At 67.9% G+C, this 23387-nt stretch carries 21 protein-coding genes; 7 read left to right on the top strand and 14 right to left on the bottom strand.

The genetic code is table 11. The features are described from left to right. Positions 1-20: 20 nt before the first annotated feature. Positions 21-1448 carry an acyl-CoA synthetase gene (locus tag NN4_RS27530; RefSeq protein WP_186818663.1) on the bottom strand — a complete coding sequence of 476 codons (1428 nt, stop codon included), beginning with the start codon at positions 1446-1448 and terminating at the stop codon, positions 21-23. Positions 1449-1593: 145 nt separating this feature from the next. Here NN4_RS27530 and NN4_RS27525 point away from each other — a divergent pair, with 145 nt between their 5' ends. Both NN4_RS27525 and NN4_RS27520 read left to right on the top strand, forming a co-directional pair. Next, positions 1594-2448: an oxygenase MpaB family protein gene (locus tag NN4_RS27525; RefSeq protein ID WP_147137387.1), complete on the top strand. Its 855-nt coding sequence runs from the start codon at positions 1594-1596 to the stop codon at positions 2446-2448. A gap of 117 nt (positions 2449-2565) precedes the next feature. Beyond that, positions 2566-3276, top strand: a complete 711-nt coding sequence (locus tag NN4_RS27520; RefSeq protein WP_147137384.1) for a hypothetical protein — start codon at positions 2566-2568, stop codon at positions 3274-3276. Between the two features lie 39 nt (positions 3277-3315). On the opposite strand, the gene NN4_RS27515 is transcribed toward NN4_RS27520, so the two are convergent. Further along, positions 3316-3948: a TetR/AcrR family transcriptional regulator gene (locus NN4_RS27515; RefSeq protein WP_147137382.1), complete on the bottom strand. Its 633-nt coding sequence runs from the start codon at positions 3946-3948 to the stop codon at positions 3316-3318. A gap of 156 nt (positions 3949-4104) precedes the next feature. Between NN4_RS27515 and NN4_RS27510 the strand changes: the two genes are divergently transcribed. Then, positions 4105-4974 (top strand): oxygenase MpaB family protein, encoded by an 870-nt coding sequence (locus NN4_RS27510; RefSeq protein WP_147137379.1) that lies wholly within the window; start codon positions 4105-4107, stop codon positions 4972-4974. A 14-nt stretch (positions 4975-4988) separates the two neighbouring features. Here NN4_RS27510 and NN4_RS27505 read toward each other — a convergent pair whose 3' ends face one another. From NN4_RS27505 to NN4_RS27485, 5 genes are all read right to left on the bottom strand, one after another. Beyond that, positions 4989-5945 (bottom strand): proline dehydrogenase family protein, encoded by a 957-nt coding sequence (locus NN4_RS27505; protein ID WP_147137469.1) that lies wholly within the window; start codon positions 5943-5945, stop codon positions 4989-4991. A gap of 5 nt (positions 5946-5950) precedes the next feature. Beyond that, complete coding sequence (gene pruA, locus NN4_RS27500; protein WP_147137377.1) at positions 5951-7585, bottom strand: L-glutamate gamma-semialdehyde dehydrogenase; 1635 nt, start codon at positions 7583-7585, stop codon at positions 5951-5953. Positions 7586-7662: 77 nt separating this feature from the next. Then, positions 7663-8772, bottom strand: a complete 1110-nt coding sequence (gene dapC, locus NN4_RS27495; RefSeq protein WP_147137374.1) for a succinyldiaminopimelate transaminase — start codon at positions 8770-8772, stop codon at positions 7663-7665. Positions 8773-8779: 7 nt separating this feature from the next. Continuing rightward, positions 8780-9103, bottom strand: a complete 324-nt coding sequence (fdxA, locus tag NN4_RS27490; protein ID WP_107659126.1) for a ferredoxin — start codon at positions 9101-9103, stop codon at positions 8780-8782. 150 nt (positions 9104-9253) lie between these two features. Continuing rightward, a complete protein-coding gene (locus tag NN4_RS27485; protein WP_147137371.1) occupies positions 9254-11842 on the bottom strand; it encodes a bifunctional FO biosynthesis protein CofGH in 2589 nt (862 codons plus the stop codon). 353 nt (positions 11843-12195) lie between these two features. Between NN4_RS27485 and NN4_RS27480 the strand changes: the two genes are divergently transcribed. Next, positions 12196-12693 carry a PH domain-containing protein gene (locus NN4_RS27480; RefSeq protein WP_147137368.1) on the top strand — a complete coding sequence of 166 codons (498 nt, stop codon included), beginning with the start codon at positions 12196-12198 and terminating at the stop codon, positions 12691-12693. 59 nt (positions 12694-12752) lie between these two features. After that, complete coding sequence (locus NN4_RS27475; RefSeq protein WP_147137466.1) at positions 12753-14261, top strand: PH domain-containing protein; 1509 nt, start codon at positions 12753-12755, stop codon at positions 14259-14261. Here the strand turns inward: NN4_RS27475 and NN4_RS27470 are convergent. The 6 genes from NN4_RS27470 to typA all read right to left on the bottom strand — a co-directional run bounded on the left by NN4_RS27470 (position 14258) and on the right by typA (position 21105). Further along, the gene (locus NN4_RS27470) at positions 14258-14686 is read right to left on the bottom strand and encodes a hypothetical protein (protein ID WP_147137365.1); all 429 of its coding nucleotides are present in this window, start codon (positions 14684-14686) and stop codon (positions 14258-14260) included. The two genes, NN4_RS27475 and NN4_RS27470, sit on opposite strands and share 4 nt — an antisense overlap. Beyond that, positions 14683-14841, bottom strand: a complete 159-nt coding sequence (locus NN4_RS45215) for a hypothetical protein (protein WP_167768841.1) — start codon at positions 14839-14841, stop codon at positions 14683-14685. Before NN4_RS45215 ends, NN4_RS27470 begins: the two co-directional genes overlap by 4 nt. Before the next feature lie 45 nt (positions 14842-14886). After that, a complete protein-coding gene (locus NN4_RS27465) occupies positions 14887-16356 on the bottom strand; it encodes an amino acid permease (protein WP_147137464.1) in 1470 nt (489 codons plus the stop codon). Positions 16357-16535: 179 nt separating this feature from the next. Continuing rightward, positions 16536-17411 carry an N-acetyl-1-D-myo-inositol-2-amino-2-deoxy-alpha-D-glucopyranoside deacetylase gene (mshB, locus tag NN4_RS27460; protein WP_147137462.1) on the bottom strand — a complete coding sequence of 292 codons (876 nt, stop codon included), beginning with the start codon at positions 17409-17411 and terminating at the stop codon, positions 16536-16538. After that, the gene (locus NN4_RS27455; RefSeq protein WP_246181114.1) at positions 17408-19195 is read right to left on the bottom strand and encodes an ABC transporter family substrate-binding protein; all 1788 of its coding nucleotides are present in this window, start codon (positions 19193-19195) and stop codon (positions 17408-17410) included. The genes mshB and NN4_RS27455 overlap by 4 nt, the downstream gene beginning before the upstream one ends. Positions 19196-19206: 11 nt before the next feature. After that, the gene (gene typA / locus NN4_RS27450; protein WP_147137363.1) at positions 19207-21105 is read right to left on the bottom strand and encodes a translational GTPase TypA; all 1899 of its coding nucleotides are present in this window, start codon (positions 21103-21105) and stop codon (positions 19207-19209) included. 153 nt (positions 21106-21258) lie between these two features. On the opposite strand from typA, the gene NN4_RS45210 reads away from it, so the two are divergent. Both NN4_RS45210 and NN4_RS27445 read left to right on the top strand, forming a co-directional pair. Beyond that, a complete protein-coding gene (locus NN4_RS45210; RefSeq protein ID WP_167768842.1) occupies positions 21259-21435 on the top strand; it encodes a hypothetical protein in 177 nt (58 codons plus the stop codon). Positions 21436-21532: 97 nt separating this feature from the next. Next, positions 21533-21829, top strand: a complete 297-nt coding sequence (locus NN4_RS27445) for a 4a-hydroxytetrahydrobiopterin dehydratase (RefSeq protein WP_147137360.1) — start codon at positions 21533-21535, stop codon at positions 21827-21829. 5 nt (positions 21830-21834) lie between these two features. Here the strand turns inward: NN4_RS27445 and NN4_RS27440 are convergent, their stop codons facing one another. Then, a complete protein-coding gene (locus NN4_RS27440; protein WP_147137357.1) occupies positions 21835-23103 on the bottom strand; it encodes a mannosyltransferase in 1269 nt (422 codons plus the stop codon). Positions 23104-23387: the final 284 nt, after the last annotated feature.

Raw genomic sequence — 23387 nt, 5'->3', positions numbered from 1 at the left:
TCGTGCGCGGCAGGTGCAAGTCAGGTGAGCCGCTTCTTCTGCACTTTGCCCATGGCGTTGCGGGGCAGCGAGTCGACAACACGGATCTCGCGGGGGCGCTTGTGGACCGAGAGTTGTTCCGCGACATGGGTGATCAGGTCTTGCTCGATCGAATCGGGTGCGGTGCCGCGTAATACGACGAAGGCGACGATGCGCTGGCCGAGGTCGGGGTCGGGGAGGCCGACGACGGCGACCTCGGCGACCTCGGGATGGCCGAGCAGCACGGTCTCCACTTCGCCCGCGCCGATGCGGTAGCCACCGGATTTGATGAGGTCCACCGATTCCCGGCCGACGATGCGATGGAAGCCATCCGGATCAATGGCGGCAACATCGCCGGTCTTGAACCACCCGTCCTCGGTCCAGCTTTCGGCGGTGGCGTCGGGCCGGTTGAGGTATCCGTCGAAGAGCATCGGGCCGGAAACCTGGAGCCCACCGATACTTTCGCCGTCGTGCGCGACGTCGGCGCCGGACTCGTCGCGTAGCCGGGTCCGCACACCCTGCACCGGCGTACCGACCCAACCGGGACGGCGCTCACCATCGGCGCGGGTGGACAGCGTGATCATGGTTTCACTCATGCCGTACCGCTCGATCGGCGCGTGTCCGGTGAGTTCGCGCAACCGCTCGAACACCGGAACCGGCAGCGGCGCGCTACCGGAGACGAGCAGCCGCGCATCAGCCAATTGCTTTGCGGCGTCGGGGTCTTCGACGATCCGCGACCACACCGTCGGCACCCCGAAATACAGCGTGCCCGGCGCGGCGGCATACGCCTGCGGGGTCGGCTTGCCGGTGTGCACGAGCGGGCTGCCGACCCGCAGCGGGCCGAGCACCCCGAGGATCAGTCCGTGCACATGGAACAGCGGAAGCCCGTGCACCAGTACATCGTTCGCGGTCCAGGCCCACGCGTCGGCGAGCGCGTCCAGCCCGGCCGCGATGGCGCCGCGGCTGAGCACAACACCTTTCGGCAAGCCGGTCGTCCCGGACGTGTAGAGCACGAAAGCGGTTGTCGCGGCGTCGGGTTCCGGATAGGTGTGCCACGACCTGGCGTGCACCCGCACCGGCACGACCGGCAGTTCGCTACCCGCAGGGGCCTTTCCGAGCCAGGCTTGCGCCCCGGAGTCGGCCAGGATGTGCGCGAGCTCCGCGGTGCCCGAATCCGGCGGCACCGGAACCACGGTCACGCCGGCGATCAGGCAGCCGACCACCGCGAGCACCGTGGTCACCGTCGGCTCGGCGAGCACCGCGACCCGATCGGCCCTGGCCACGCGTTCGGCCACCGAAGTCGCGGCGCCGAGCAGATCGCTGCGCGACAGCGTCACCCCGTCGATGGTGACGGCATCCGGGATATCCGCACCGCTGGCGACGGCGAGCGGGTGCAGGGAACTGAGCAGCAAGGGCGGACCGAACGACATGCGCCCAAACTACTTCCCGCACGTCGCCGCGCTCCCGGAACCTCGGCCGAGCACCCGTAAATACCGGTCGATGTGACGGTTGACACAGCCGATGAGGCGGTGAGACAGTTGCTGCATAGCCTTCTCAATGAGACAGGGGTCAACGATGACCAGGCCACTTCGCGCACCGACGCACGACGCCGCACCGCCGGACGAGCTCGACATCACGCAGTTCATCGACGGCGTCGCCGGCCTGCTCGGTGGCGCCGCGAATGTCATCATGCAGCTCAGCACCCGGCCGGTCGGTTACGGCGTTCTGGAGAGCACCGTCGACAGCGGAAACGTCATGCTGCATCCGGTCAAGCGACTGCGCACGACCATCACTTATCTCGCCGTCGCCATGCTCGGCACGGACGCCGAGCGAGCCGATTACCGCGACGCCGTCAACCGTTCCCACCGCCCGGTGCATTCGACCGCGTCGAGCCCGGTGCGGTACAACGCCTTCGATCCCGGCCTGCAACTGTGGGTAGCCGCCTGCTTGTACTGGGGCGCGCAGGACACCTACACGCGACTGCACGGGCCGATGGATGAGGCGACCGCCGACGCCTTCTATCGGCACAGCGCCCGGCTCGGCACCACCTTGCAGGTGCGCCCGGACATGTGGCCCGCCGACCGGAAAGCCTTTGCCGCCTACTGGGATCGGCATCTGGCCATGACCACGATCGATCCGCCGATCCGCGACTATTTCCACGATCTGGTCGATCTGAAGATGCTGCCGCTACCGCTGCGGCTGCCTTTCGCGAGGATCCACCGCTTCTTCGTCACCGGCCTGCTCCCCGAACATCTCCGCGACCAGATGGGGTTCACCTGGTCCGCGCGCGACGACCGCGCCCTCGCCCACATCCTGCGCACTATCGGCACCGCCGAGACATTGCTCCCCCGCCCGGCCCGATTGTTCCCGGTCAACGCCTACCTGCTCGACTTCCGCCTCCGCCGCAAGCTCGGCCTGCGCTTGGTGTAGCCCTTCCGGCACAAATCCGCCGAACCCACGCATGTCCTGCCGCTATTTCAGCGTCGAGCAGTGTTATCTCGATAAAGACGGGCATTCGGCACAAAGGGGACGCGGCTAGGAGGACTCGTGAACCGTGGGACCATCGCGGTGCTCGCCATTGCACTCTGCTTCGCTTTTCACCCACCCACCGCCGGTGCGAAACCGTTCGAGCCCGACCTGGTACCGCCGCGCACCGCCCTCTCGTTCCGCACCGTGGCAGGCGGCAGCGACTGGAGTACGCCGAACGAACACGAGTCCCGCGCGGCGCTGTCGCTGGTCAAGCTCTACCTGGCCGACTACGCCCTGCGGCACGGCGACGGCGCGGAGCACGATCGCGAACTCGCCGAGCAGATGATCCGCTACTCCGACGACGGCGCCGCGAGCGCGATCGAGGCCAAGTATCCGCAGGCGATCGAGGCGATTGCGGCCGAATACGAGCTGTCCGATACCCAGTCCTTCGGCGAGTGGGGCCTGGCCGCGACGAGCACTGCGGACGTGGCCGACTTCCTGATCATGAAACTGCGCACCGACCCGGGATCGCCGATCTTCGAATGGATGGCCGCGGCGGGCGCCACGGCCGCCGACGGCACCGAACAGGATTGGGGTACCGCCCGCTGGCCGTTCGTGCGCGGCACCAAGTGGGGCTGGTCGGATATCGGCCCGCCCGACGTCGCCTCCGCCTCGTACGGCACCGGCTTCGTGGTGGTCGCGCACACCCACGGCACCGCCGCCGAACAGACTCTCGACCTCATGGCCGCGTTTCCGATGGCCACGGTCGGCTTGCTCGTGGCCGAATAGCTCCGCCGACTCGACCGATCACGCTGCGGCCGAAGGGATTCAGGGCACCCGGAACGACACCACCACGTGATCACGCGCGAACTGCCGGATCGCCGCGTCGTCGTGCAGCGGAATCACGGTCTGCGGCGTCAGCGCCAGCGACAACGCGGTACGCGCGATCATCTCCGCCAGCGGCTCCGGGTCGTAGGCGGGCAACTTGCCCTCCTGCTGCAGCCGGGCGATGAACTCGGCCACGTAGTCCCGGCCGAGCTCGAGGACCGGCGCACCCTTGATGGTGAGGTACGGCAGCACCAGCTCGGGTTCGGTGGCCAGCAGTCGGTGCACGAGCCGGTTGTTCCGCAGGCCGGTGATGAACGCGGCGAACAACTCGACGATCTGTTCCTGCGCGTCGGCGTCGCGGTCGACCTGCCGTTGCAGGGCGGCGTCGACCTCCTCGACGAACTCGCGCGTCTGCCGCAAGCCGACCGCCTCGATCAGGTCTGATTTGCTGGCGAAGCGCCGATACAGCGTGGCCAGCGAGAGACCGCAGCGCCGGGCCACCTCGACCATGCTCGTCCGCTTGATGCCGAAGTCCAGAAACGCCACCATCGCGGCGTCGAGCACACGGGCCTGGTTGCGGTCTTCCGGACCGGCGCTCCGCACCAACGGCAGCAGTCTGCTCAGCCTCGCCATGTCTGCCAGCCTATCCGGATCGCCGATACGATGACACAAGAACCATTGCAGCGCATCATTGACACAGCCGACGAGGCAGTGAGAAGGTGAGTTAAGAACCTTCTCATCCGTTCGCCCGCCTACGGCGCGTTCGGCCACCGAAAGACGAGGTCAACGATGACCGCACCGCTGCGCACCCCCGCGCACGACCCGGTTCCGCAGCTCGCCGAGCCCCTCACGCCGACCAGCGTCGAGCAGTACATGGACGGCCTCGCGGCCTTCCTCGGCGGCACCGCCAACGTGATCATGCAGCTGAGCCTGCGCCCGGTCGGCCGCGGCGTGCTGGAGAGCACCGTGGACAGCGGCAAGGTCACCCTGCACCCGGTCAAGCGGTTGCGCACCACACTGACCTACATCGCCGTCGCCATGATGGGTTCCGACGAGGAGCGTGTGGCCTACCGCGAGGCGGTCAACCGCTCGCACCGTCCCATCCGCTCCGGCCCGCAGAGCCCGGTCAAGTACAACGCCTTCGACCCGAAACTTCAGTTGTGGGTAGCGGGCACGATCTACTGGGGCATCGAAGACCTCTACACCCGCATGCACGGACCGCTTGACCCGGCGACCGCCGAGGCGCTCTACCAGTACAGCGCGCGACTCGGCACCACCCTGCAGATGCGGCCGGAGATGTGGCCCGCCAGCCGCGCGGAGTTCTTCCCGTGGTGGGAGCAGACCCTGGCGCAGCACCGCATCGAGCCCGCCCTGCGCGACTACTTCGACGGCCTCATCGACCTCGAAATGATGCCGCGCCCAGTCCGATTCACCTTCGCCAAGCTGCAGCGGTTCATTGTCGCCGGGCTGCTGCCACAGCATGTGCGCGACGAGATGCGGATGACCTGGACCGAACGCGACCAGGCCCGCTTCGATCGGTTGCTGCGGGGCATCTCCCTCGTACACAACCGGCTGCCGAAGCAGGCGCGGCTGTTCCCGTTGAATATCTACCTGTTCGATCTGCGCAGGCGGATGCGACTGGGAAAGCCACTGGTGTAGAAACTTTCGGACCCTCAGGACTTGCTGACGAGAGCGCGCAGGAAGAACGCGAGGTTGGCGGGCCGCTCGGCCAGCCGCCTGGTCAGATAGCCGTACCACTGGCTGCCGTAGGGCACATAGACCCGCACCGCGCTGCCCGCGGCGGCCAACCGCAGTTGCTCGGCGTCACGGATGCCGTACAGCATCTGGTACTCGAAACGATCTGGGCCGCGGCCGCTTTCCGCCGCGAGATCCGCGGCGGCGGCGATCGGTACCGGGTCGTGCGAGGCGACCATCGGATAACCCTCGCCGCGCATGAGCACCTCGAGGCAGCGTAGATACGAGTCGGTCACCTCGCTCGCGCGCTGGAAGGCGACCTCGGGCGGTTCCCGATAGGCACCCTTGCACAACCGGATTCGCGATCCAGGCCCGGCCAACTCGCGGCAGTCCGTCTCGGTCCGGTGCAGGTAAGCCTGCAAAACCGCACCGAGCCAGGGGAATTCGCCCCGCAGCTCCCGCACGGTAGCCAGCGTGGCTGCGGTGGTGGTGTGGTCTTCGGCGTCGACGGTCACCCACACATCGGCCTGCGCGGCCTTGGTGCACAAGATGCGCAGGTTCTCCGTGGCGATCGCCGGACCGTCCACCGGCAAGGCCTGGCCCAGTGCGGACAGCTTTACCGACACCTCTACCGGCGGCACCGCGATCCCCGGCAGGGCAGGCCGGTCCAGCGCGGCCAGATCGTTGATCAGCGAAAGATACTCGGCCACGGTGGCATCGGCCTGATTCCGGTCGGTGGTGTTCTCCCCGAGGAAGTCCACACTCACCATCCGCCCGCTGTTCAACAGTGTCCGCGCCACACCGATCAGGTCGATGCGCGTCTCCCCCGCCACGAACCGCCGCACGATATCGGCGGTGACCGGAATGCCGGTGAGCGCCCGCTTCAACCGCGGCGACTCCGCCGCGGCGAGGATGAGGGGGCGCAGCGGATTCACGTCGATCACGCCTGCATGTGCGGGTAGGTGTATTCGCTCGGCGGAGCGAAGGTTTCCTTGAGCGTGCGCGGCGCCACCCAGCGCAACAGGTTCAGCGGAGAGCCCGCTTTGTCGTCGGTGCCGGAGGCGCGGGCGCCGCCGAACGGCTGCTGCCCGACCACCGCACCGGTCGGCTTGTCGTTGACGTAGAAGTTGCCCGCCGCGAATCGCAGTGCCGCACTCGCCTGTTCGATCGCCTGCCGATCCTGCGCGAAGATCGCACCGGTCAGCGCGTACGGCGCCGCCGTGTCGACCTCGGCCAGAATGGACGCATAGGAGCCGGGTTCGGCGTCGTCGTAGACGTGCACCGACAGGATCGGCCCGAAATACTCGGTGCCGAAGGACTCGTCGTGCGGGTCGTCCGCGAGCAGCACCGTCGGCCGGACGAAATACCCTTCGCTGTCGTCGCAGCCGCCACCGACGGGGATGGTGATTCCCGCGTCCCTGGCACGCCGTATGGCGGCCGCGTTCTTGTCGAAGGCGCGTCGATCGATCAGTGCGCCACCGAAATTGGACAGGTCGGCCACGTCGCCATAGGTCAGTCCGTCGGTGAGATGCAGGAAGTCGTCGCCCATCTTGCGCCAGACCGAACGCGCGATATAGGCGCGGGAAGCGGCCGAGCACTTCTGCCCCTGATACTCGAAGGCGCCACGAATCAACGCGGCCCGCAACGCATCCGGGTCGGCCGACGGGTGCGCGACGATGAAGTCCTTGCCGCCGGTCTCCCCGACCAACCGCGGATAACCGTGGTACCGGCCGATATTCGCGCCGACCTGCTGCCACAGATACTGGAAGGTCTTGGTGGACCCGGTGAAATGAATCCCGGCGAGCCGCGGATCGGCCAGCGCCACCTCGGACAGGTCGATGCCGTCACCGGTCACCATATTGATCACACCCGGCGGCAGGCCGGCCGCTTCGAGCAACCGCATCGTGTAGAACGCGGACAGCGTCTGCGTCGGCGACGGCTTCCACACCACGGTATTGCCCATCAGGGCGGGCGCGGTGGGCAGGTTTCCGGCGATCGCGGTGAAGTTGAACGGCGTGATCGCGTAGACGAAACCCTCCAGCGGCCGATAGTCGAGCCGGTTCCACACCCCGGCGCTCGACTCCGGCTGCTGCGTCATCAGCTGCCGCGCGAACGCCACATTGAACCGCCAGAAGTCGACCAGCTCGCACGGCGCGTCGATCTCGGCCTGCTGCGCCGACTTCGACTGCCCGAGCATGGTCGCCGCGGCCAGCGTTTCCCGCCACGGCCCCGCCAGCAGATCGGCGGCCCGCAGGAAAACGGCGGCCCGCTCGTCGAACGGCAGGGTGCGCCAGCCCGGGGCCGCGGCCATCGCGGCGTCGATCGCGCCTTGCGCTTCCGAATGCGTGGTATCGGTATAGGTTCCCAGCACGTGACTGTGCCGATGCGGCGCGACGATATCGTGCCGCTCGCCGATCCCCGGCCGGTGTTTACCGCCGATCACCAGCGGCACCTCGACGGATTCCGCGGCGATCTCAGCGAGCTTGGCAACCAGCAGCTCCCGCTCGGGACTGCCCGGCGCGTACGAATGCACCGGCTCGTTACTCGGGGTAGGAACAACCGTGACAGCGTCCATACCCCAGGCTAGCGCTCCGGCGTTGCCGAGGCTTCGGCCCAGCCGTCAGTAATCTGGCGTGTCGTCGGGGCCGGTAGTCAGCCTGCGGTCAGTCGTTCGGCGGCGGCGGCGATGCGCTCATCGGTGGCGGTCAGCGCGATCCGCACGTGTTCGGCGCCGGTCGGCCCGTAGAAGTCGCCGGGGGCGGCGAGGATGCCGCGCTCGGCGAGCCACTCCAGGGTGGTCCGGCACGGTTCGCCGCGGGTCGACCAGAGGTACAGTCCGGCCTCCGAGTGATCGATCCGGAAACCAGCCTCCAGCAAGGCCTTTCGCAGGATTTCCCGCCGTGCCCGGTATCGCTCACGCTGCTGCGACTCGTGCGCGTCGTCGCTGAGCGCGGCGGTCATCGCGGCCTGGATGGGGAACGACACCATCATGCCCGCGTGCTTGCGCACCTCGAGTAACTCGGCGATCAGCGCGGGATCGCCCGCGACGAAACCGGCCCGGTAGCTCGCCAGGTTGGACGTCTTCGAAAGCGAATGCACGGCAAGGAGGTTCGTGTGGTCGCCGTCGGACACCTCGGGATCGAGGATGGAGACCGCCCGACCCTCCCAGGTGAGGCCGAGGTAGCACTCGTCGGAGGCGACGATCACGTCACGCTCCCTGGCGAACTCGACGACCTTGCGCAGGTGGTCGACCCCCAGCACGCGCCCGGTCGGGTTCGAGGGCGAGTTCACGAACAGCAGGGCAGGCGTGCGCGGACCGAGCTGAGTAAGCCCGTCGGCGCGCGCGATCTGAGTGCCCGCGAGCAGCGCGCCGACCTCGTAGGTCGGGTAGGCGACCTCGGGGATGACGACCAGGTCGTCCGCACCGAGGCCCAGCAGCCGAGGCAGTCCGGCGATCAGTTCTTTGGTGCCGATCGCAGGCAGCACCGCCGCCGGGTCGAGGCCGGTGATCCCGTAGCGCCGCTTCAGCGCGTCGACCGCGGCCGCGCGCAGCTCCGGCGTGCCGTGGGTGGCCGGATAACCCGGCACCGCGGCCGCCGCGCTCAATGCCGCGCGGATGAGCGGGTCGACCGGGTCCACCGGGGTGCCGACCGACAGGTCGACGATCCCGCCGGGATGGGTCGCCGCCTTCGCCTTCACCGAAGCGATGGTGTCCCAGGGAAAATCGGGAAGCAGACTGCTGACCCGGCCACGAACGGACACGGCAGAGCTACTCGCTCGCCATGGGGGGCAGTTCCTTGATGAACGGCGGGTCGTGGTCGACCTGGCCGACCTTGGTCGCGCCGCCGGGCGAGCCCAGCTCGTTGAAGAAGTCGACGTTGGCGTTCACGTAGCCGCTCCACTGGTCCGGGGTGTCGTCTTCGTAGAAGATCGCCTCCACCGGGCACACCGGTTCACATGCACCACAGTCCACGCACTCGTCGGGATGGATGTACAGCATGCGACCACCCTCGTAGATACAGTCCACGGGGCATTCCTCGATGCATGCCTTGTCCTTCACGTCAACGCACGGTTCAGCGATGATGTACGGCACTGCCGTTCTCCTAGTCTGTCCTCACCTTGCGGGGATAGTCCGCCCAGCGAAACCCTATCCGGACACCCCACGCTACTCCGGGTCAGCCTTGCCTAACTTCAGATGTTCCGCACGCCACTTCTCGTGCAGCGCCACCGAAAGCCTACGCGGCTAACCGACCGAAAGCGGCAGTGCCGAAAACTTGTGCTGCGGAACGCCATACGTGGTGGTCCGTTCCCGGGCCGGCCGTCCGATACCCGCGGCGATGTCCACCAGTTCCGCGACGGTCTTCGCCGAGCCGTGCTGCGAGCCCGCCATCCGGGAGATCGTCTCCTCCATCAGCGTGCCGCCGACGTCGTTGGCACCGCTGGTGAGCATCACCCTGGTGCCGGTGGTGCCGAGCTTCACCCAGCTGGTCTGGATGTTGTCGATCCGGCCGTGCAGCATGATCCGCGACAGCGCGTGCGCGGCCCGGTTGTCCCGGTTGGTCGGGCCCGGTCGTGCGGCGCCCGCCAGGTACAGCGGCGCGCTCTGGTGCACGAACGGCAGCAGCACGAACTCGGTGAAACCGCCTGTCTCGTCCTGGATTCCGCGCAGTACGCGTAGGTGTCCGACCCAGTGCTTCGGGTTGTCCACGTGGCCGTACATCATGGTCGAGCTGGAGCGCAGGCCGATCTGGTGCGCGGTGGTGATCACCTCGATCCAGGCGGAGGTCGGCAGCTTGCCCTTGGTGAGCACCCAGCGCACCTCGTCGTCCAGGATCTCGGCGGCGGTGCCAGGGATGGTGTCCAGGCCGGCCTCCTTCAGCGCGACCAGCCAGTCCCGGATGCTCTGCCCGCCGCGCGAAGCACCGTTGACGATCTCCATCGGGCTGAACGCGTGCACGTGCATCGACGGCACCCGCTGCTTCACCGCCCGCACGATGTCGGCGTAGCCGGTGACCGGCAGGTCGGGGTCGATGCCGCCCTGCATGCAGACCTCGGTGGCGCCGTCGACGTGCGCCTCCCAGGCCCGGTCGGCGACCTCGTCCATGCTCAGCGTGAACGCGTCGGCGTCGCCCTTGCGCTGGGCGAACGCGCAGAACCGGCAGCCGGTGTAGCAGATGTTGGTGAAGTTGATGTTCCGGTTCACCACGTAGGTGACGTCGTCGCCGACGGTGTCGCGGCGCAGCTGATCGGCCAGCGCGGCGACGGCCTCCAGGTTCGCGCCGTCGGCCGTGGCCAAGGCCAGATACTCGGCGTCACTGAGCCCGGCCGGGTCCTTCTCGGCCGCACGCAGCGCGGCGAGCACCTCGGAGTCGAGCCGTTCCGGCGCGACGATCGCGAGATCGCGGGCCTGTTCGCGGATGGTGTCCCAATCACCGAACGCGCCGACCACGTCCTGGCCGATCGCGGAGTCGCTGCGGCTCTCGGTGTTGCGGCCCTCGGTATCGATGGCGGTGTTCAGGTCGACCCGTCCTGCGGATTCCCAGGACTGGTCCGGCTCCTGCCAGGGCAGGCCGACCGGCATCGCGTCCGGGTTCGCCAGGCCGGTCGCCGGATCGCTCAGCGCGGCGACGTGTACGCCGATCCGCGGATCGATCCACGGACTGCCCGCCCGCACGTACTTCGGATGCGCGGACGTCCGCTCGACCAGCTGGTAACCGGCCGCCTCGGTGATCTCGCGGAGGGTGTCCAGGTTCGGCCACGGCCGCTCCGGGTTCACGTGGTCCACCGTCACCGGCGACACGCCACCCCAGTCATCGATGCCCGCGTCGATCAGCGCCTGGCAGTCCTCGTGCGACACCAGGTTCGGCGGCGCCTGCACCGGCACGTCCGGGCCCAGCAGCAGCCTGGTCACCGCGATGGTGGCCAGGAACTCCTCGATGCCCGCGTCGGGGACATCGCGCATGGCGGTGTCGTCCTTGGCCCGGAAGTTCTGGATGATCACTTCTTGGATGTGTCCGAAAGCCTTGTGCTGCTTACGAATCGCCATGATCGACTCGGCGCGCTCGGTCAGCGTCTCGCCGATGCCGACCAGCAGGCCGGTGGTGTAGGGCACCGACAGCCTGCCCGCGTCGGTGATGGCGCGCAGCCGGACCGCCGGATCCTTGTCCGGGCTGCCGTAGTGGCAGTTGCCCTTCTCGGTGAACAGCCTGGTTGCGGTGGTCTCCAGCATCATGCCCATCGACTGCGCGACCGGCTTGAGCCGGGAGATCTCCTCCCACGACATCACACCTGGATTCAAATGCGGCAGCAGGCCGGTCTCCTCCAGCACCATGATCGAGACGGCGCGCAGGTAGTCCAGGGTGGAGTCGTAGCCGCGCTCGTCGAGCCACTGCGCGGCCTCGGGCCAGCGGTCCTCGGGGCGATCGCCGAGCGTGAAGAGTGCTTCTTTACAGCCGAGTGCCGCGCCGCGTCGGGCGATGTCGAGCACCTCGTCGGGCTCCAGGAACATGCCCTTGCCCTCGGCGCGCAGCTTGCCGGGCACCGTGACGAACGTGCAGTAGTGGCACTTGTCGCGACACAATCGGGTCAGCGGGATGAAGACATTGCGCGAGTAGCTGATCGTCTTCGGCCGCCCCGCCGACTCCAGCCCCGCGTCGCGGACTCTGGCCGCGCTGTGACTCAAATCCTTCAGATCATCGCCGGTCGCATGCAGCAGCACGGCCGCCTCGTCCACGTTCAACGTGACGCCGTCGCGGGCTCGCCGCAGCGCCCTCCGCATAGCCGATGGCGAAGGCGGTGCAGCAGGAATAGTCGGGCTCGGCAGTTCAGTCACGGCTGCGCCTCGCTGACGCTCGGCTCCGCCGTGACCGGCGGTGCTGTGTATATGGTGCCTTCGCTGCGCTCAGTCACGTCCTCGATCATGCGCTAACCATCCGGACCTGTCTCCTTCCGATGCTGATGACTGAGCGTAGCGACCGGGACTCACCGGGCCGGGACGCTGCGCTCACCACGCGCCCTCTGTGAACGAGGGACCGTGTGAGCGTTGACAACTGCGCGAAGCGCGGCCCTATTCCATCGCCGGGCCAGGAAGATCCCGCGGCGACCGGTGTGGTACGGCTGCCAGGTCCGCCGCGCCGCGCACGATCGGCAGCCCCGGCGGCCGAAGTTCATGGAACCATGGCAAGCATGTCGCAGCCGCGCACGATCATGGCCGATCCGGCCTGGCGTCCCAGCCCCAAGGCCAAACTCCTGTGGACCGTGCAGGGCGCGCTGGTCTGGGTGGTTCCGTTCGCGGCGCAGCTCGTCTGGGCGATCCTCGACTCCGGACACCGGGGGTGGCAGCTGGTGGTGTTCCTGGTGACGCTGGTGCTCGCCGTGCTGAACATCGCGGTGGTGCCGTGGTGGCGGTACGCGGTGCATCGCTGGGAGGTCACCGAGGAGGCGGTCTACACCAGGGTCGGCTGGCTGTCACAGGAGAGCCGGGTCGCACCGATCTCGCGGGTGCAGACGGTGGACACCGAACGCGGACCCTTGGAGCGGCTGCTCGGGCTGGCCACGGTCACGGTGACCACTGCCTCGTCCGCGGGCGCGGTGCAGATCTCCGCCCTCGACCTGCCGGTGGCCGAGGAGACGGTGACCCGGCTGACCCGGATCGCCGCGCAGCATCGCGGAGACGCAACGTGAATTCGGTGGAGGCGCTCGCGCCGGAGACGGATCAACCGTGGTCGCGGCTGGACAAGCGAATGTTGTTGGTGCACCCGGTCACCGAGGTGATCAAGTTCATTCCGGTGCTGATCGGCTCGGTAATCCTCGGCACCAGCAGCGGCAATCATGTGTGGAGTGTCTTCCCGCTCATATTGATTGTCGGGTTCGCGCTCACCCGCTGGTTCACCACCACCTATCGGGTCGGGCCGACCCATGTCGAACTGCGCACCGGGTTGATTCAGCGTAAGAAGCTGGCGGTGCCGCGGTCGCGGATCCGGTCGGTGGACATCGAGGCGGACCTGCTGCACCGTCTGCTCGGGCTCGCGGTGCTGGCCATCGGCACCGGGCAGCAGGCAGAGTCGGGCGAGAAGTTCAAGTTGGACGCGCTGGACGCACGATTGGTGCCCGATCTACGTACCGCCCTACTCGCGCACACCGGAACGCCGCAAAGCGTTACCGGACAACCTGATCCGACCGTTGACCCAACCGGTGTCACGATGGCGAAAGCCCCGGAGGCACGGTCCCGACGCGAGATCGCCCATTGGAATCCGAGTTGGGTTCGGTACGCGCCACTGTCGCTGACGGGTTTCGCGATCGTCGCGCCGATCGTCGGTCTGGCGTTCCAGTACGGCGTCGGCCAGGTGCTGTTCCGTTCCGACGCCGTGCAGCGGGTGGAGAACGGCGGCGCGGTGATCATCGCCCTCGGCACCATCGCGCTCGTCGCGGTGATCGTGCTGGTGGTCAGCCTCGCCGCGTGCGCCCGTTATCTGACAACGTATTTCGGCCTGCGGGTCACCGACGACGGCCGGACGCTGCATTTGCGGCACGGCCTGTTCACCACCCGCCAGATCACCCTGGATCTGGCTCGCTTCCGCGGCGCGACGGTGAACGAGCCGCTGCTGCTGCGTTTGGCCGGCGCCGCCGAACTGGAGGCGATCATGGTCGGGGAGAACCCGCGCCAGAAGATCCTCCCCCAGGCGCCACGCACCGCCATCGAGCACACCCTGAGCCACCTGCTCGCACCGAACGAGTCCCAGGACAAGACCATCGCCCGGCCTGCCGGAGGCCCGAGCCCCGGTCGCGCACCGCTGCTCGCGCACGGACCGGTCGCCCGCCGCAGGCGCCATACCCGCACGCTGACGCCGATCGCCGTGGCGGCGCTCGTCATGCTGGCCTTTTCCATTGCGGGCGCGGACTTTTCGCCGTGGTGGTGGCTGGTGCCCGTGCTACTGGTTCCGGTCGCGCTCGCGCTGGCGGAGGACCGCTATCGCGGCCTCGGCCACACCGTGCTCCCCGCGACCCCCACCAGCCCGACCTGGCTGATCACGCGTTCGGGCTCACTGGACCGCGACCGCGACTGCCTGGAGGCGCCCGGCGTGATCGGCTGGACCGTCCGGCAGACGTTCTTCCAGCGCCGGGCCGGCGTCGCCACCCTGGTCGCGGCGGCCGCCGCGGGCAAGAAGCGGTATCACGTGGTCGATATCCCACTCGACGAAGCCTGGGCCCTCATCGATGCGGTGACCCCCGGTCAGCTGGGCCGTCGCTAACGCTTGCTGAACAACCCCGAATTCACGCGGACGTAGATGAACACCAGCGGCGGCACCAGACCGCAGAACAGCAGCAGCACGGTGCGCCAGTCGCTGGCGAGCATGATGTCCCCGCCGGGACCGGTGCTCGCGCAGAGCAGGAACCCGAAAGTCCAAGCGGCCAGGGGTAAGAACATCGCGGCGGTCCGTGGCGAGACGGCGCGGGCGCCGAGCACCAGCGCGACATTCACCGCACCGGCCAGCACACCCGACAGCGGGAACGCGGTGCTGCCGAAGTAGAACGGCAGGTACAGCACCTCCAGCGCGAGCGTGATGACCGCGTCGAGCACCAGCACCGCCAAGGTGAGCGGCGCCAGCCAGGGCAGCGCGGCGGTGGGGAGTTCCCGGTATGTCACGGGCACCTGACCGTCGACGGCCGCCCTCACGGCACCGGTGGGAAGCCGAGGAGGGTCAGCAGGTGGCTCTGCATATCGACGAACCCGTACAGCACCCTCAGGTACAGGTCGTGTTGCGCCTGCCAGTTCGGCTTCATGCTGTCCACGAACGCGACGATCGCGTCCTGGACCGACCAGTTGTACATGCGAACGAGTCTATTCCGGCGTTGCCGCGGGCGGGACCCGCATGATCACTTGTCCCCATCCATCGGGATGTTGGCGACCACCGGGAACTCGCCGGTGTAGCCCGCGCGCTCCTCGGCGATGGACAGCACCCGCTTGCGCGCGACCAGCCAGCCGACGATCAGCATCGGGATGATCAACGCCAGCGAGGCGACGGTCCAGGTGCCCACCGGATAGTCGAAACCGGTCAGCACCACCACGAAGAACAGGAACACCAGCGTCAGCAGGCCCGTATAGGGCGCGCCGAACATGCGGAACGACGGCCGCTCCGCCTTGCCCTGCTGGCACCACCGCCACAGCTGCAGCTGGCACAGCACGATGGTGGCCCAGGAGGCGACGATGCCGAGCGAGGCCATGTTCAGCACGATCTCGAAGGCCCGGTCCGGCACCACACCGTTGAGTGCGATGCCGACGAGCGCGATCAGGCTGGTCAGCAGAATGCCGCCGTAGGGAACGCCGTTGCGCCCCATCACGCCGGTGAACTTCGGCGCGCTGCCGTTCATCGACATGGACCGCAGGATGCGCCCGGTCGAGTACAGCCCGGCATTGAGGCTGGAGAACGCGGCGGTGAGTACCACCAGGTTCATCACGCTGCCGATGCCGGGCACGCCGAGCATGGTGAAGAAGGTGACGAACGGGCTTTCCTTGGCCGTGTACGCGGTGTAAGGCAGCAGCAGGCCGAGCAGGACCAGCGAGCCGACGTAGAAGATGGCGATGCGGGCGATCACCGAGTTGATCGCGCGCGGCATGATCTTGGCCGGGTTCTCCGTCTCGCCCGCCGCCGTGCCGACCAATTCGACCGCGGCGTAGGCGAACACGACGCCGGAGACCACGACGACCAGCGGCAGCACACCGGTCGGGAACAGTCCGCCGCTCTCCGCGATCACGCTCGGCCCGGTCGGATGCCCCTGCACGGTGAAGCGGCCGATGAGGAAGATGGTGCCGACGATCAAGAACGCGCTCAGCGCGAACACCTTGACCAGCGCGGCCCAGAACTCCATCTCGCCGAACCACTTCACCGAGATCAGGTTGATGCTGAGCACCACGACCAGGGCGATGAGCGCGAGCAGCCACTGCGGGACGCTGCTGAACCCGGACCAGTAGTGGAAGTACTGGGCGATGGCGGTGGTGTCGGCGATGCCGGTCATCGACCAGTTGAGGAAGTACATCCAGCCGGCCACGAACGCGGCCTTCTCGCCGAAGAACTCGCGCGCGTAGGAGACGAACGACCCGGACGAGGGCCGGTGCAGCACGAGTTCACCGAGCGCGCGCAGGATGAGGAACGCGAAGAATCCGCAGACGCCGTAGACGAGGAACAGGCCGGGTCCCGCGTTGGCGAGCCTGCCGCCCGCGCCCAGGAACAGCCCCGTGCCGATGGCGCCACCGATGGCGATCATCTGCAACTGCCGCGGCTTGAGACTCTTGTGATACCCCTCGTCCTCGATGCTGAGGTGCGCCTTGTCGCCGACCGCCGTCATGAACCGCTTCGCCCTCCACATCGATGAATTCGAGATCACGGGAACGGTACCCGGCGAAAGTTTTCGGGGTGACAGCAACCCTCAAGCTACGAATATTCGCAGTTCAGGAGGCATTCGGTGATTATGCCGTGATATGGCAGGAACTGCGGAAGGCTAGCCGGACAATCGACAGAAGTTCGCTATTCAAGCCCGGCTAACAGATCATGTTCACGGCCATCCGATCCGACCGGACCCCGGCGACCGCGCACTAGGACGAAGCACTCTTCCGGCAGTACCGGCTGAGCAACATTGTTGGACAGCGCGAATTCGCGGCCGGACGGCGCCACCGTCACCTGGGTGGCGTGCGCACGCAGCGCGGCGCGTTTGGCGGCCAGCGCGTCGGACACGTCGAGGGTGGTGGTCACGGTGCGGCTCGGCACACTCGCGAGCTCACCCTCGGCGGGCAGCCGCCAGCCCGGCGGCAGCCTGCCGGGCAGCCCGTCCACGGTGCGCTTGGCCAGCGCGGCCGTGTGCTGGCGCAGCATGTCGGTGTCGGTGACGGTCCAGTAGAACTTCGGCGTGTCCCAACCGCGTTCGGCCGCGGCGGGTATTGCGGCCGTGGTGATCTGGTGGGCGCGAATGTGGTCGGGGTGGCCGTAGCCGCCGTTCGGGTCGTAGGTGATCACCACCTGGGGCCGCAGCTCCAGGATGACCTCGGTCAGCGCCTGCACCGCTTCGTCGCCGGATTTCACGAAGACGCGCGGCTTGTCCGCCGCCGGGGTGCCCGCCATGCCGGAATCCCGCCAGTGCCCCGCCCCGCCGAGGAAGCGCGGCGGCGCGGCGTCCAAAGCCTGCAATGCCCTGGTCAGTTCGAGGATGCGATAGCCGCCGAGCTGATCGGCACGGTCGGCGGTGAGCTGTGCCCACTCGTCCCCGATCACCTCACCCTCTTCGCCGAGGGTGCAGGTCAGCACGGTCACCGGCACGCCGCGGCGGCGGTAGTGCGCAATGGTGCCGCCGGTGGTGATGGATTCGTCGTCCGGGTGCGCGTGCACCAGCAGCAGACCGCCGGTCATTGGATCTTTCGCCACTGTCCGGCGTCACCGAAGATGCCGACCTGAATGCTGCCGCTGAGCGACGCACCGTCGACCCGGGGGCCCGCCGCGGCGACGAGGTTGTCCTGCACGATCGGCAGCACCGTGGCCAGCTCCCACAGCTTGGGCTCGGCCTCGGCGATAACGCGGCCGGTTTCGATGCCGCGCAACGCTTCATCGATCGGGAACTGCAGCGCCGGGTCGCACACGCCGGACAAGTTGGCGGGCGCGCGCCGCGCCGGATCCGCGCTCTGCTGCGCGGTTCCCGCGGTGCCCGTGGCGGGATCCGGTGGCGGGCAACCATATCGGGAGGCGAGCACGGTGGCCGGATCGGAACCCGCACGCTCCCAGCCGACTATCGCGTCGACCGTGCCTTCGACGAGCTCGCGGCCGTACAGCTGGTCGGCGGCCACGCTGCGCACCGTGGCATCGATTCCGGCACTGCGCAATTGGTCGGCGGCGGTGTTCGCGACCGCGAGCGCGGTGAGGTCGCCCTCCACCGCACCGATCCGCATCGTCAGCGACTTACCGTTTTTCGCGACCGGTCGCGGGGTCGGCGCAGGCGAGGTCGGCGAATTCACCGGCGGCGGCTCCGGCGCACGGCCGTAGCCCGCGTCCGCGAGCAGCGCGAAGGCTTCCTCGGCGGGTGGGCGCGGCGGGGCGGTCGGCGCGTAGCCGGGGTCGGACGGCGAAAGTATTTGCGCGCGAGCCGGTTCCACCCAGCCGCCGGTCTGCGCGCCGACCGTGGCCAGCAGCGCGGGATCGAGCAGGGCGAGCACCGCGCGGCGGACCCGGATATCGCTCACCGGTCCGGTCCGGCCGTTGAGCGCGAGCTGCAGCACCCGCGACTGCGGCATGATCGCGGTGCGCACCGACGGGATGGCGGCCAGTTGCGCCTGCGTCGCGACCCCGCCGTGCACCAGCGTCATCTGCGCGTCGTTGGTGCGCAGCGACTCCGCCAGCTGCGCGGGAGTTCCGCCGCGCCGCAACAGGATCTCGTCCGGCGCGGCCGGCGTACCCCAGAAGCGGGCGTTGCGCTCGAGCAGGATCTCCTCGCGGCCGCGGTCGATGTTCTTGATCGCGAACTGCGCGCCCGATACCCGGATGCTCTGCACCCAGCCGTCCTGGAATCCGCCGGGCGAATCCTTCATCAGATGCGACGGCAGCAGATTGGCGAACAGCTGCCGCCACGCCGGGTACGGCTCACGCATCGTCACCGTCACCGTCTTGCCGCCGCCCGCGGAGCCGATGTCGGTGATCAACCGGTAGCCCGCCGTGTCGACCACGCCGGGCTGGGAGATCATCTGCTGCCACAGGAACTGGAAGTCCTCGGCGGCGATCGGCGCACCGTCGGACCAGTTCGCCTCGTTGCGCAGCGTGTAGGTGATGGTGAACGGCTCCTGCGCGGTGACATCGGCCGTGCTGATCAGCGAGGTGTCCGGCACCCAGTCGGTGACGTTGGGCGCCACCGGGTTCGGCACCGGACGGAACGGGCTGGGCAGCACCATCGAGCTCAACGCCGCCGTGGCAGGCGACTGATCCGAACGCAGGTGCGGATTGAAGCCGATACCGATGGTGTCGATCGCGGCGACCACCGTCGTCTTGCCCGGTTTGGCGGGCGTGGTCTTCGGGCTGTCGGTGCTCTCGATCGGCGGTGGCGGGTTCGCCGTGCAACCGGCGAACACCGTCAACGATGCCGTCACGATGACCAGCAGCGTGCGCCACGTGGCGCGACCAGATACAGCCCCCGAGCTCACGCTGCGCACTCTACCGCGATTTACAGCGCGGCCCGGTCCCGAGCCTTCCGGCGCGAGTTCTCGCGACCACGCTCGGTCGCACCGAGGATGACCTTGCGCACGCGGACCACCTCCGGGGTGACCTCGACGCACTCGTCGTCGGAACAGAACTCCATCGCGGCTTCCAGATCGAGGTGCAGCGGCTTGGCCAGCGTCTCGAACACGTCCGCGGTGGAGCTGCGCATGTTGGTCAGCTTCTTCTCGCGGGTCACGTTGATGTCGAGGTCCTCGGCGCGCGGGTTGATGCCCACGACCATGCCCTCGTAGGTGTCCGCACCCGGCTCCACGAAGAACTGGCCGCGGTCGGCGAGCTGGATCATCGCGAACGGGGTCACCGTGCCTGCCCGGTCCGACACCAGCGCACCGGTGTGCCTAGCCCGGATCTCGCCTGCCCACGGCGCGTAGCCGTGCGACACGGCGTTGGCGATGCCGGTGCCTCGGGTCTCGGTGAGGAAGTCGGTACGGAAGCCGATCAGGCCGCGCGACGGGACGATGAACTCCATCCGCACCCAGCCCGCGCTGTGGTTGGCCATCTGCACCATCTTGCCCTTGCGGGCGGCCAGCAGCTGGGTGACCGCACCGAGGTACTCGTCGGGGCAGTCGATGGTGAGCTCTTCGTAGGGCTCGTGCACCTTGCCGTCGACCTGCTTGGTGACCACTTGCGGCTTGCCGACGGTCAGCTCGAAGCCCTCGCGGCGCATCTGCTCGACCAGGATGGCCAGCGCGAGCTCACCACGGCCCTGCACCTCCCAGGCGTCCGGGCGGCCGATGTCGAGCACGCGCAGCGACACGTTGCCGACCAGTTCCTGGTCCAGGCGCGACTTCACCATGCGGGCGGTGAGCTTGTGGCCCTGCACCCGGCCGACCAGCGGCGAGGTGTTGGTGCCGATGGTCACCGAGATGGCGGGCTCGTCGACGGTGATCCGCGGCAGTGCGACCGGATTGTCGATGTCGGCGAGGGTGTCGCCGATCATGATCTCCGGGATGCCCGCAATGGCGACGATGTCACCGGCCACGGCGACCTCGCCGGGCTGCCGCTCGACACCGATCGTCTGCAGCAGCTCGGTGATCTTCACCTGCTTGACGCCGTCGGCGTGCATCCACGCGACGTTCTGGCCCTTGCGCAGCTCGCCCTGGTAGATGCGGACCAGCGCGAGGCGGCCGAGGAACGCCGAGGCGTCCAGGTTGGTGACGTGCGCCTGCAGCGGCGCGGCCGGGTCGCCCTTGGGCGCCGGGATGTTGTTGAGCAGCACCTCGAACAGTGCGTCGAGATTCTCCGCGTCGGGGGCGTGCCCGTTCTCCGGACGCTCCTTCGACGCCTTGCCCTCACGGCCGGAGGCGTAGAGCACCGGCAGGTCGAGCGCGAGCTCGGCGGCCTCGGCGGCGGAGTCGTCCAGATCGGAGGCCAGGTCGAGCAGCAGGTCGTGGCTCTCCTCGACGACCTCCTCGATCCGGGCGTCGGGACGGTCGGTCTTGTTGACCACCAGGATCACCGGCAACGACGCGGCAAGTGCCTTACGCAGCACGAACCGGGTCTGCGGCAGCGGACCCTCGGAGGCGTCGACCAGCAGCACGACACCGTCGACCATGGACAGGCCGCGTTCGACCTCACCACCGAAGTCGGCGTGGCCCGGTGTGTCGATCACGTTGATGACGGTGACGGAACCGTCCGGGTGGTGCTTATGCACCGCGGTGTTCTTGGCGAGAATGGTGATGCCCTTCTCGCGCTCCAGATCACCGGAGTCCATCACCCGATCGACGAGCTCGGCTCGTTCGGCGAAGGCGCCGGATTGGCGGAGCATGGCGTCGACCAGCGTCGTCTTACCGTGGTCGACGTGGGCCACGATGGCGACGTTGCGAAAATCGCGCGCAGACGACACGCTGAATCCTCCTGCTGTTAGGTGTTGGTACCGGCCGACCCCTGCAAACAGGTGGAGAATCGAAACTCACCGGGCATTGCGGCCATATACACCCTACCTGCGTTCGGGTCACCCCAACGCTTCAGGCACCGTACTAAGGGTATGCTAACCGACATGGGCAAGGTCAAGGCTAAGCAGGTTTCACGCTTGAAACCGAAGAAAAAGTGCTGTCGAAAAAAGACGCGCTGCCTGAAATGCCCTGTGGTCATTATGCGTATGAAGAAGTGCGAAGCCGCAGGCATCTGCGGCAAAGACCTGAAGAAAGCGCTCAAGCAGGCGCGCGCCGCCTGACCTTTTCGCGCCGCCGCGCCGGCCCGCGCGACGCGCTGCGCTCGGCTGATCCGACAATGACGGACATCACTCCCGGCACAGGAGTAGAACCGGGGTTATGAGTGCTCCGTTGCTGACCGAAACCGAACTCGCCGAGGCCCTGACCGAACTGCCGGACTGGACCAGGGACGGCGATGTCCTGACGCGCACCGTCCAGGCGCCCAGCTTCCTCGCGGGCATCGAGCTGGTCCGTCAGGTCGCCGAGGCGGCCGAGGCGGCCAACCATCACCCCGACATCGATATCCGCTGGCGCAAGGTGCGGTTCGCGCTGTCCACCCATGATTCCGGCGGTCTCACCGCGCTGGACGTCGAGCTGGCCCGCAAGATCGACCAGTTCGCCGCACAGCTCGGCTGATACCCCTAGGCGGCGCGCGTGCGGCCCACGGCGAGCACGCGCGCCGTCTCCGCCGGGTCGGATTGCGAGCGGCGGCCGACCTTGATCACCCAGACGAAGAACACCAGCGCCCCGAGCACGTTCACCGTGCCGAGCCAGGCGAGCACCGCCGGTCGCGGGATGGTCCAGATCGAGTCCTGGGCGAACGAGAGCACCCACGGCACCCCGATCAACGTCGTCACCAGCCAGTAGCCCGCCATGATCTTGGCGCCGGGCGCCTGCCGCAGCGGACCGTAGAGCAGCCACAGCACCGTCGGCAGCAGCCAGACCCAGTGGTGCGACCAGGAGATCGGCGAGACGAGCAGCCCGAACATCTGCACCACGATCAGCGTGCCCATCCGGTCGTCGAACGCGAGCGCCCGCCAGGCCAGCAGGGCCAGCACCGCGACGACCAGCACCCCGGCCAGCCACCACGGGCCGGATTCCACGTCGTACCCGAGGATCCGGCTCAGCGCGCCGCGCAGCGACTGGTTCCACACCGAGCCGACGGGACCGATCCGATCGGCCTTACCGAGCAGCTTGCCGAAGTAATGGTCCGCCATGTGCGGGGCGATCAGGAAGCTGATCCCGACCGTCGCGCCGAACACCACGGCCGACCACACCACGGTGAGCCAGCGCCGCTGCGCGACGAAGTACAGGCCGCTGATCGCCGGGGTCAGCTTGATCCCGGCGATGACGCCGATCAGCCCGCCGGACAACCACCACCGCGAACTGCGCACCGCGACCATCGCGCCGAGCACCAGGAAGACGTTGACCTGGCCGTAGTCGATCGTGGTTCGCACCGGCTCCATCCACAGGCCCAGCGCGGTCCAGCCGACGGCGGCGGCCTGCCAGCCCGGCTCGCGCACCCGCTCCGTGCCGAGGATCAATTCCAGCGCGATCCGCACGACGACATAGAGCGCGGCGACGGTGGCCAGCAACCAGCCGACGGCGACGACCGTGAAGGGCAGATAGTGCAGCGGGAAGAACACCAGCGCCGCGAACGGTGGATAGGTGAACGGCAGCGGGAAGTCCGGGGTCTTCTCCGCGTAGGTGAAGTCGTAGAGCCGGTCGGTCAGCAGCGACGCCGAGCCGTCCACGTACACGTGGAGGTCGACGACGTTGATCCCGTTCTTGTTCAAGAACATCCAGAGCAGCCTGGCCAGCACGGACAGACCGAGTGCCGAGACAGCCCATCGGAGTTGACGGTTCAAATCGCAGGCTTTCGACTCGGGTGCGGTACGTCGGCCCGGCACCCGGCGATGCGAGTGTTCGGCGACAAGGATGGACGGCTGCGACTAGATTAACCGCAGCGTCGATCCCGGTCGTCGCACCCTGGCATCAGTGGCTCCATGGGAATCACTGATAACATTTGCATCACCTTTAACACCAGTAACACCTGGGGCACGCTAACGTCTGATAACACTGATCGTCCGCACCATCAGTAGGGCGCTGCAGCTGTACACATAGCCGCGATGTCCCTAGAGTGACCCCCGAAACGATGGCTTTTCAGCATCGGCCCCAGATGTACCCGAGGTAA

Origin of the sequence: Nocardia ninae NBRC 108245, assembly GCF_007990755.1 — a bacterium.
GTDB lineage: Bacteria > Actinomycetota > Actinomycetes > Mycobacteriales > Mycobacteriaceae > Nocardia > Nocardia ninae.
This window is presented reverse-complemented; position numbering and strand designations above follow the sequence as displayed.

Bases quoted from the DNA above. Each gene is read 5' to 3' on its own strand.
- NN4_RS27530 (WP_186818663.1), bottom strand. From the start codon at position 1,448: ATGTCGTTCGGTCCGCCCTTGCTGCTCAGTTCCCTGCACCCGCTCGCC.
- NN4_RS27525 (WP_147137387.1), top strand. From the start codon at position 1,594: ATGACCAGGCCACTTCGCGCACCGACGCACGACGCCGCACCGCCGGAC.
- NN4_RS27515 (WP_147137382.1), bottom strand. From the start codon at position 3,948: ATGGCGAGGCTGAGCAGACTGCTGCCGTTGGTGCGGAGCGCCGGTCCG.
- NN4_RS27510 (WP_147137379.1), top strand. From the start codon at position 4,105: ATGACCGCACCGCTGCGCACCCCCGCGCACGACCCGGTTCCGCAGCTC.
- pruA (WP_147137377.1), bottom strand. From the start codon at position 7,585: ATGGACGCTGTCACGGTTGTTCCTACCCCGAGTAACGAGCCGGTGCAT.
- NN4_RS27480 (WP_147137368.1), top strand. From the start codon at position 12,196: ATGTCGCAGCCGCGCACGATCATGGCCGATCCGGCCTGGCGTCCCAGC.
- NN4_RS27475 (WP_147137466.1), top strand. From the start codon at position 12,753: ATGTTGTTGGTGCACCCGGTCACCGAGGTGATCAAGTTCATTCCGGTG.
- NN4_RS45215 (WP_167768841.1), bottom strand. From the start codon at position 14,841: ATGTACAACTGGTCGGTCCAGGACGCGATCGTCGCGTTCGTGGACAGC.
- NN4_RS27465 (WP_147137464.1), bottom strand. From the start codon at position 16,356: ATGACGGCGGTCGGCGACAAGGCGCACCTCAGCATCGAGGACGAGGGG.
- mshB (WP_147137462.1), bottom strand. From the start codon at position 17,411: ATGACCGGCGGTCTGCTGCTGGTGCACGCGCACCCGGACGACGAATCC.
- NN4_RS45210 (WP_167768842.1), top strand. From the start codon at position 21,259: ATGGGCAAGGTCAAGGCTAAGCAGGTTTCACGCTTGAAACCGAAGAAA.
- NN4_RS27445 (WP_147137360.1), top strand. From the start codon at position 21,533: ATGAGTGCTCCGTTGCTGACCGAAACCGAACTCGCCGAGGCCCTGACC.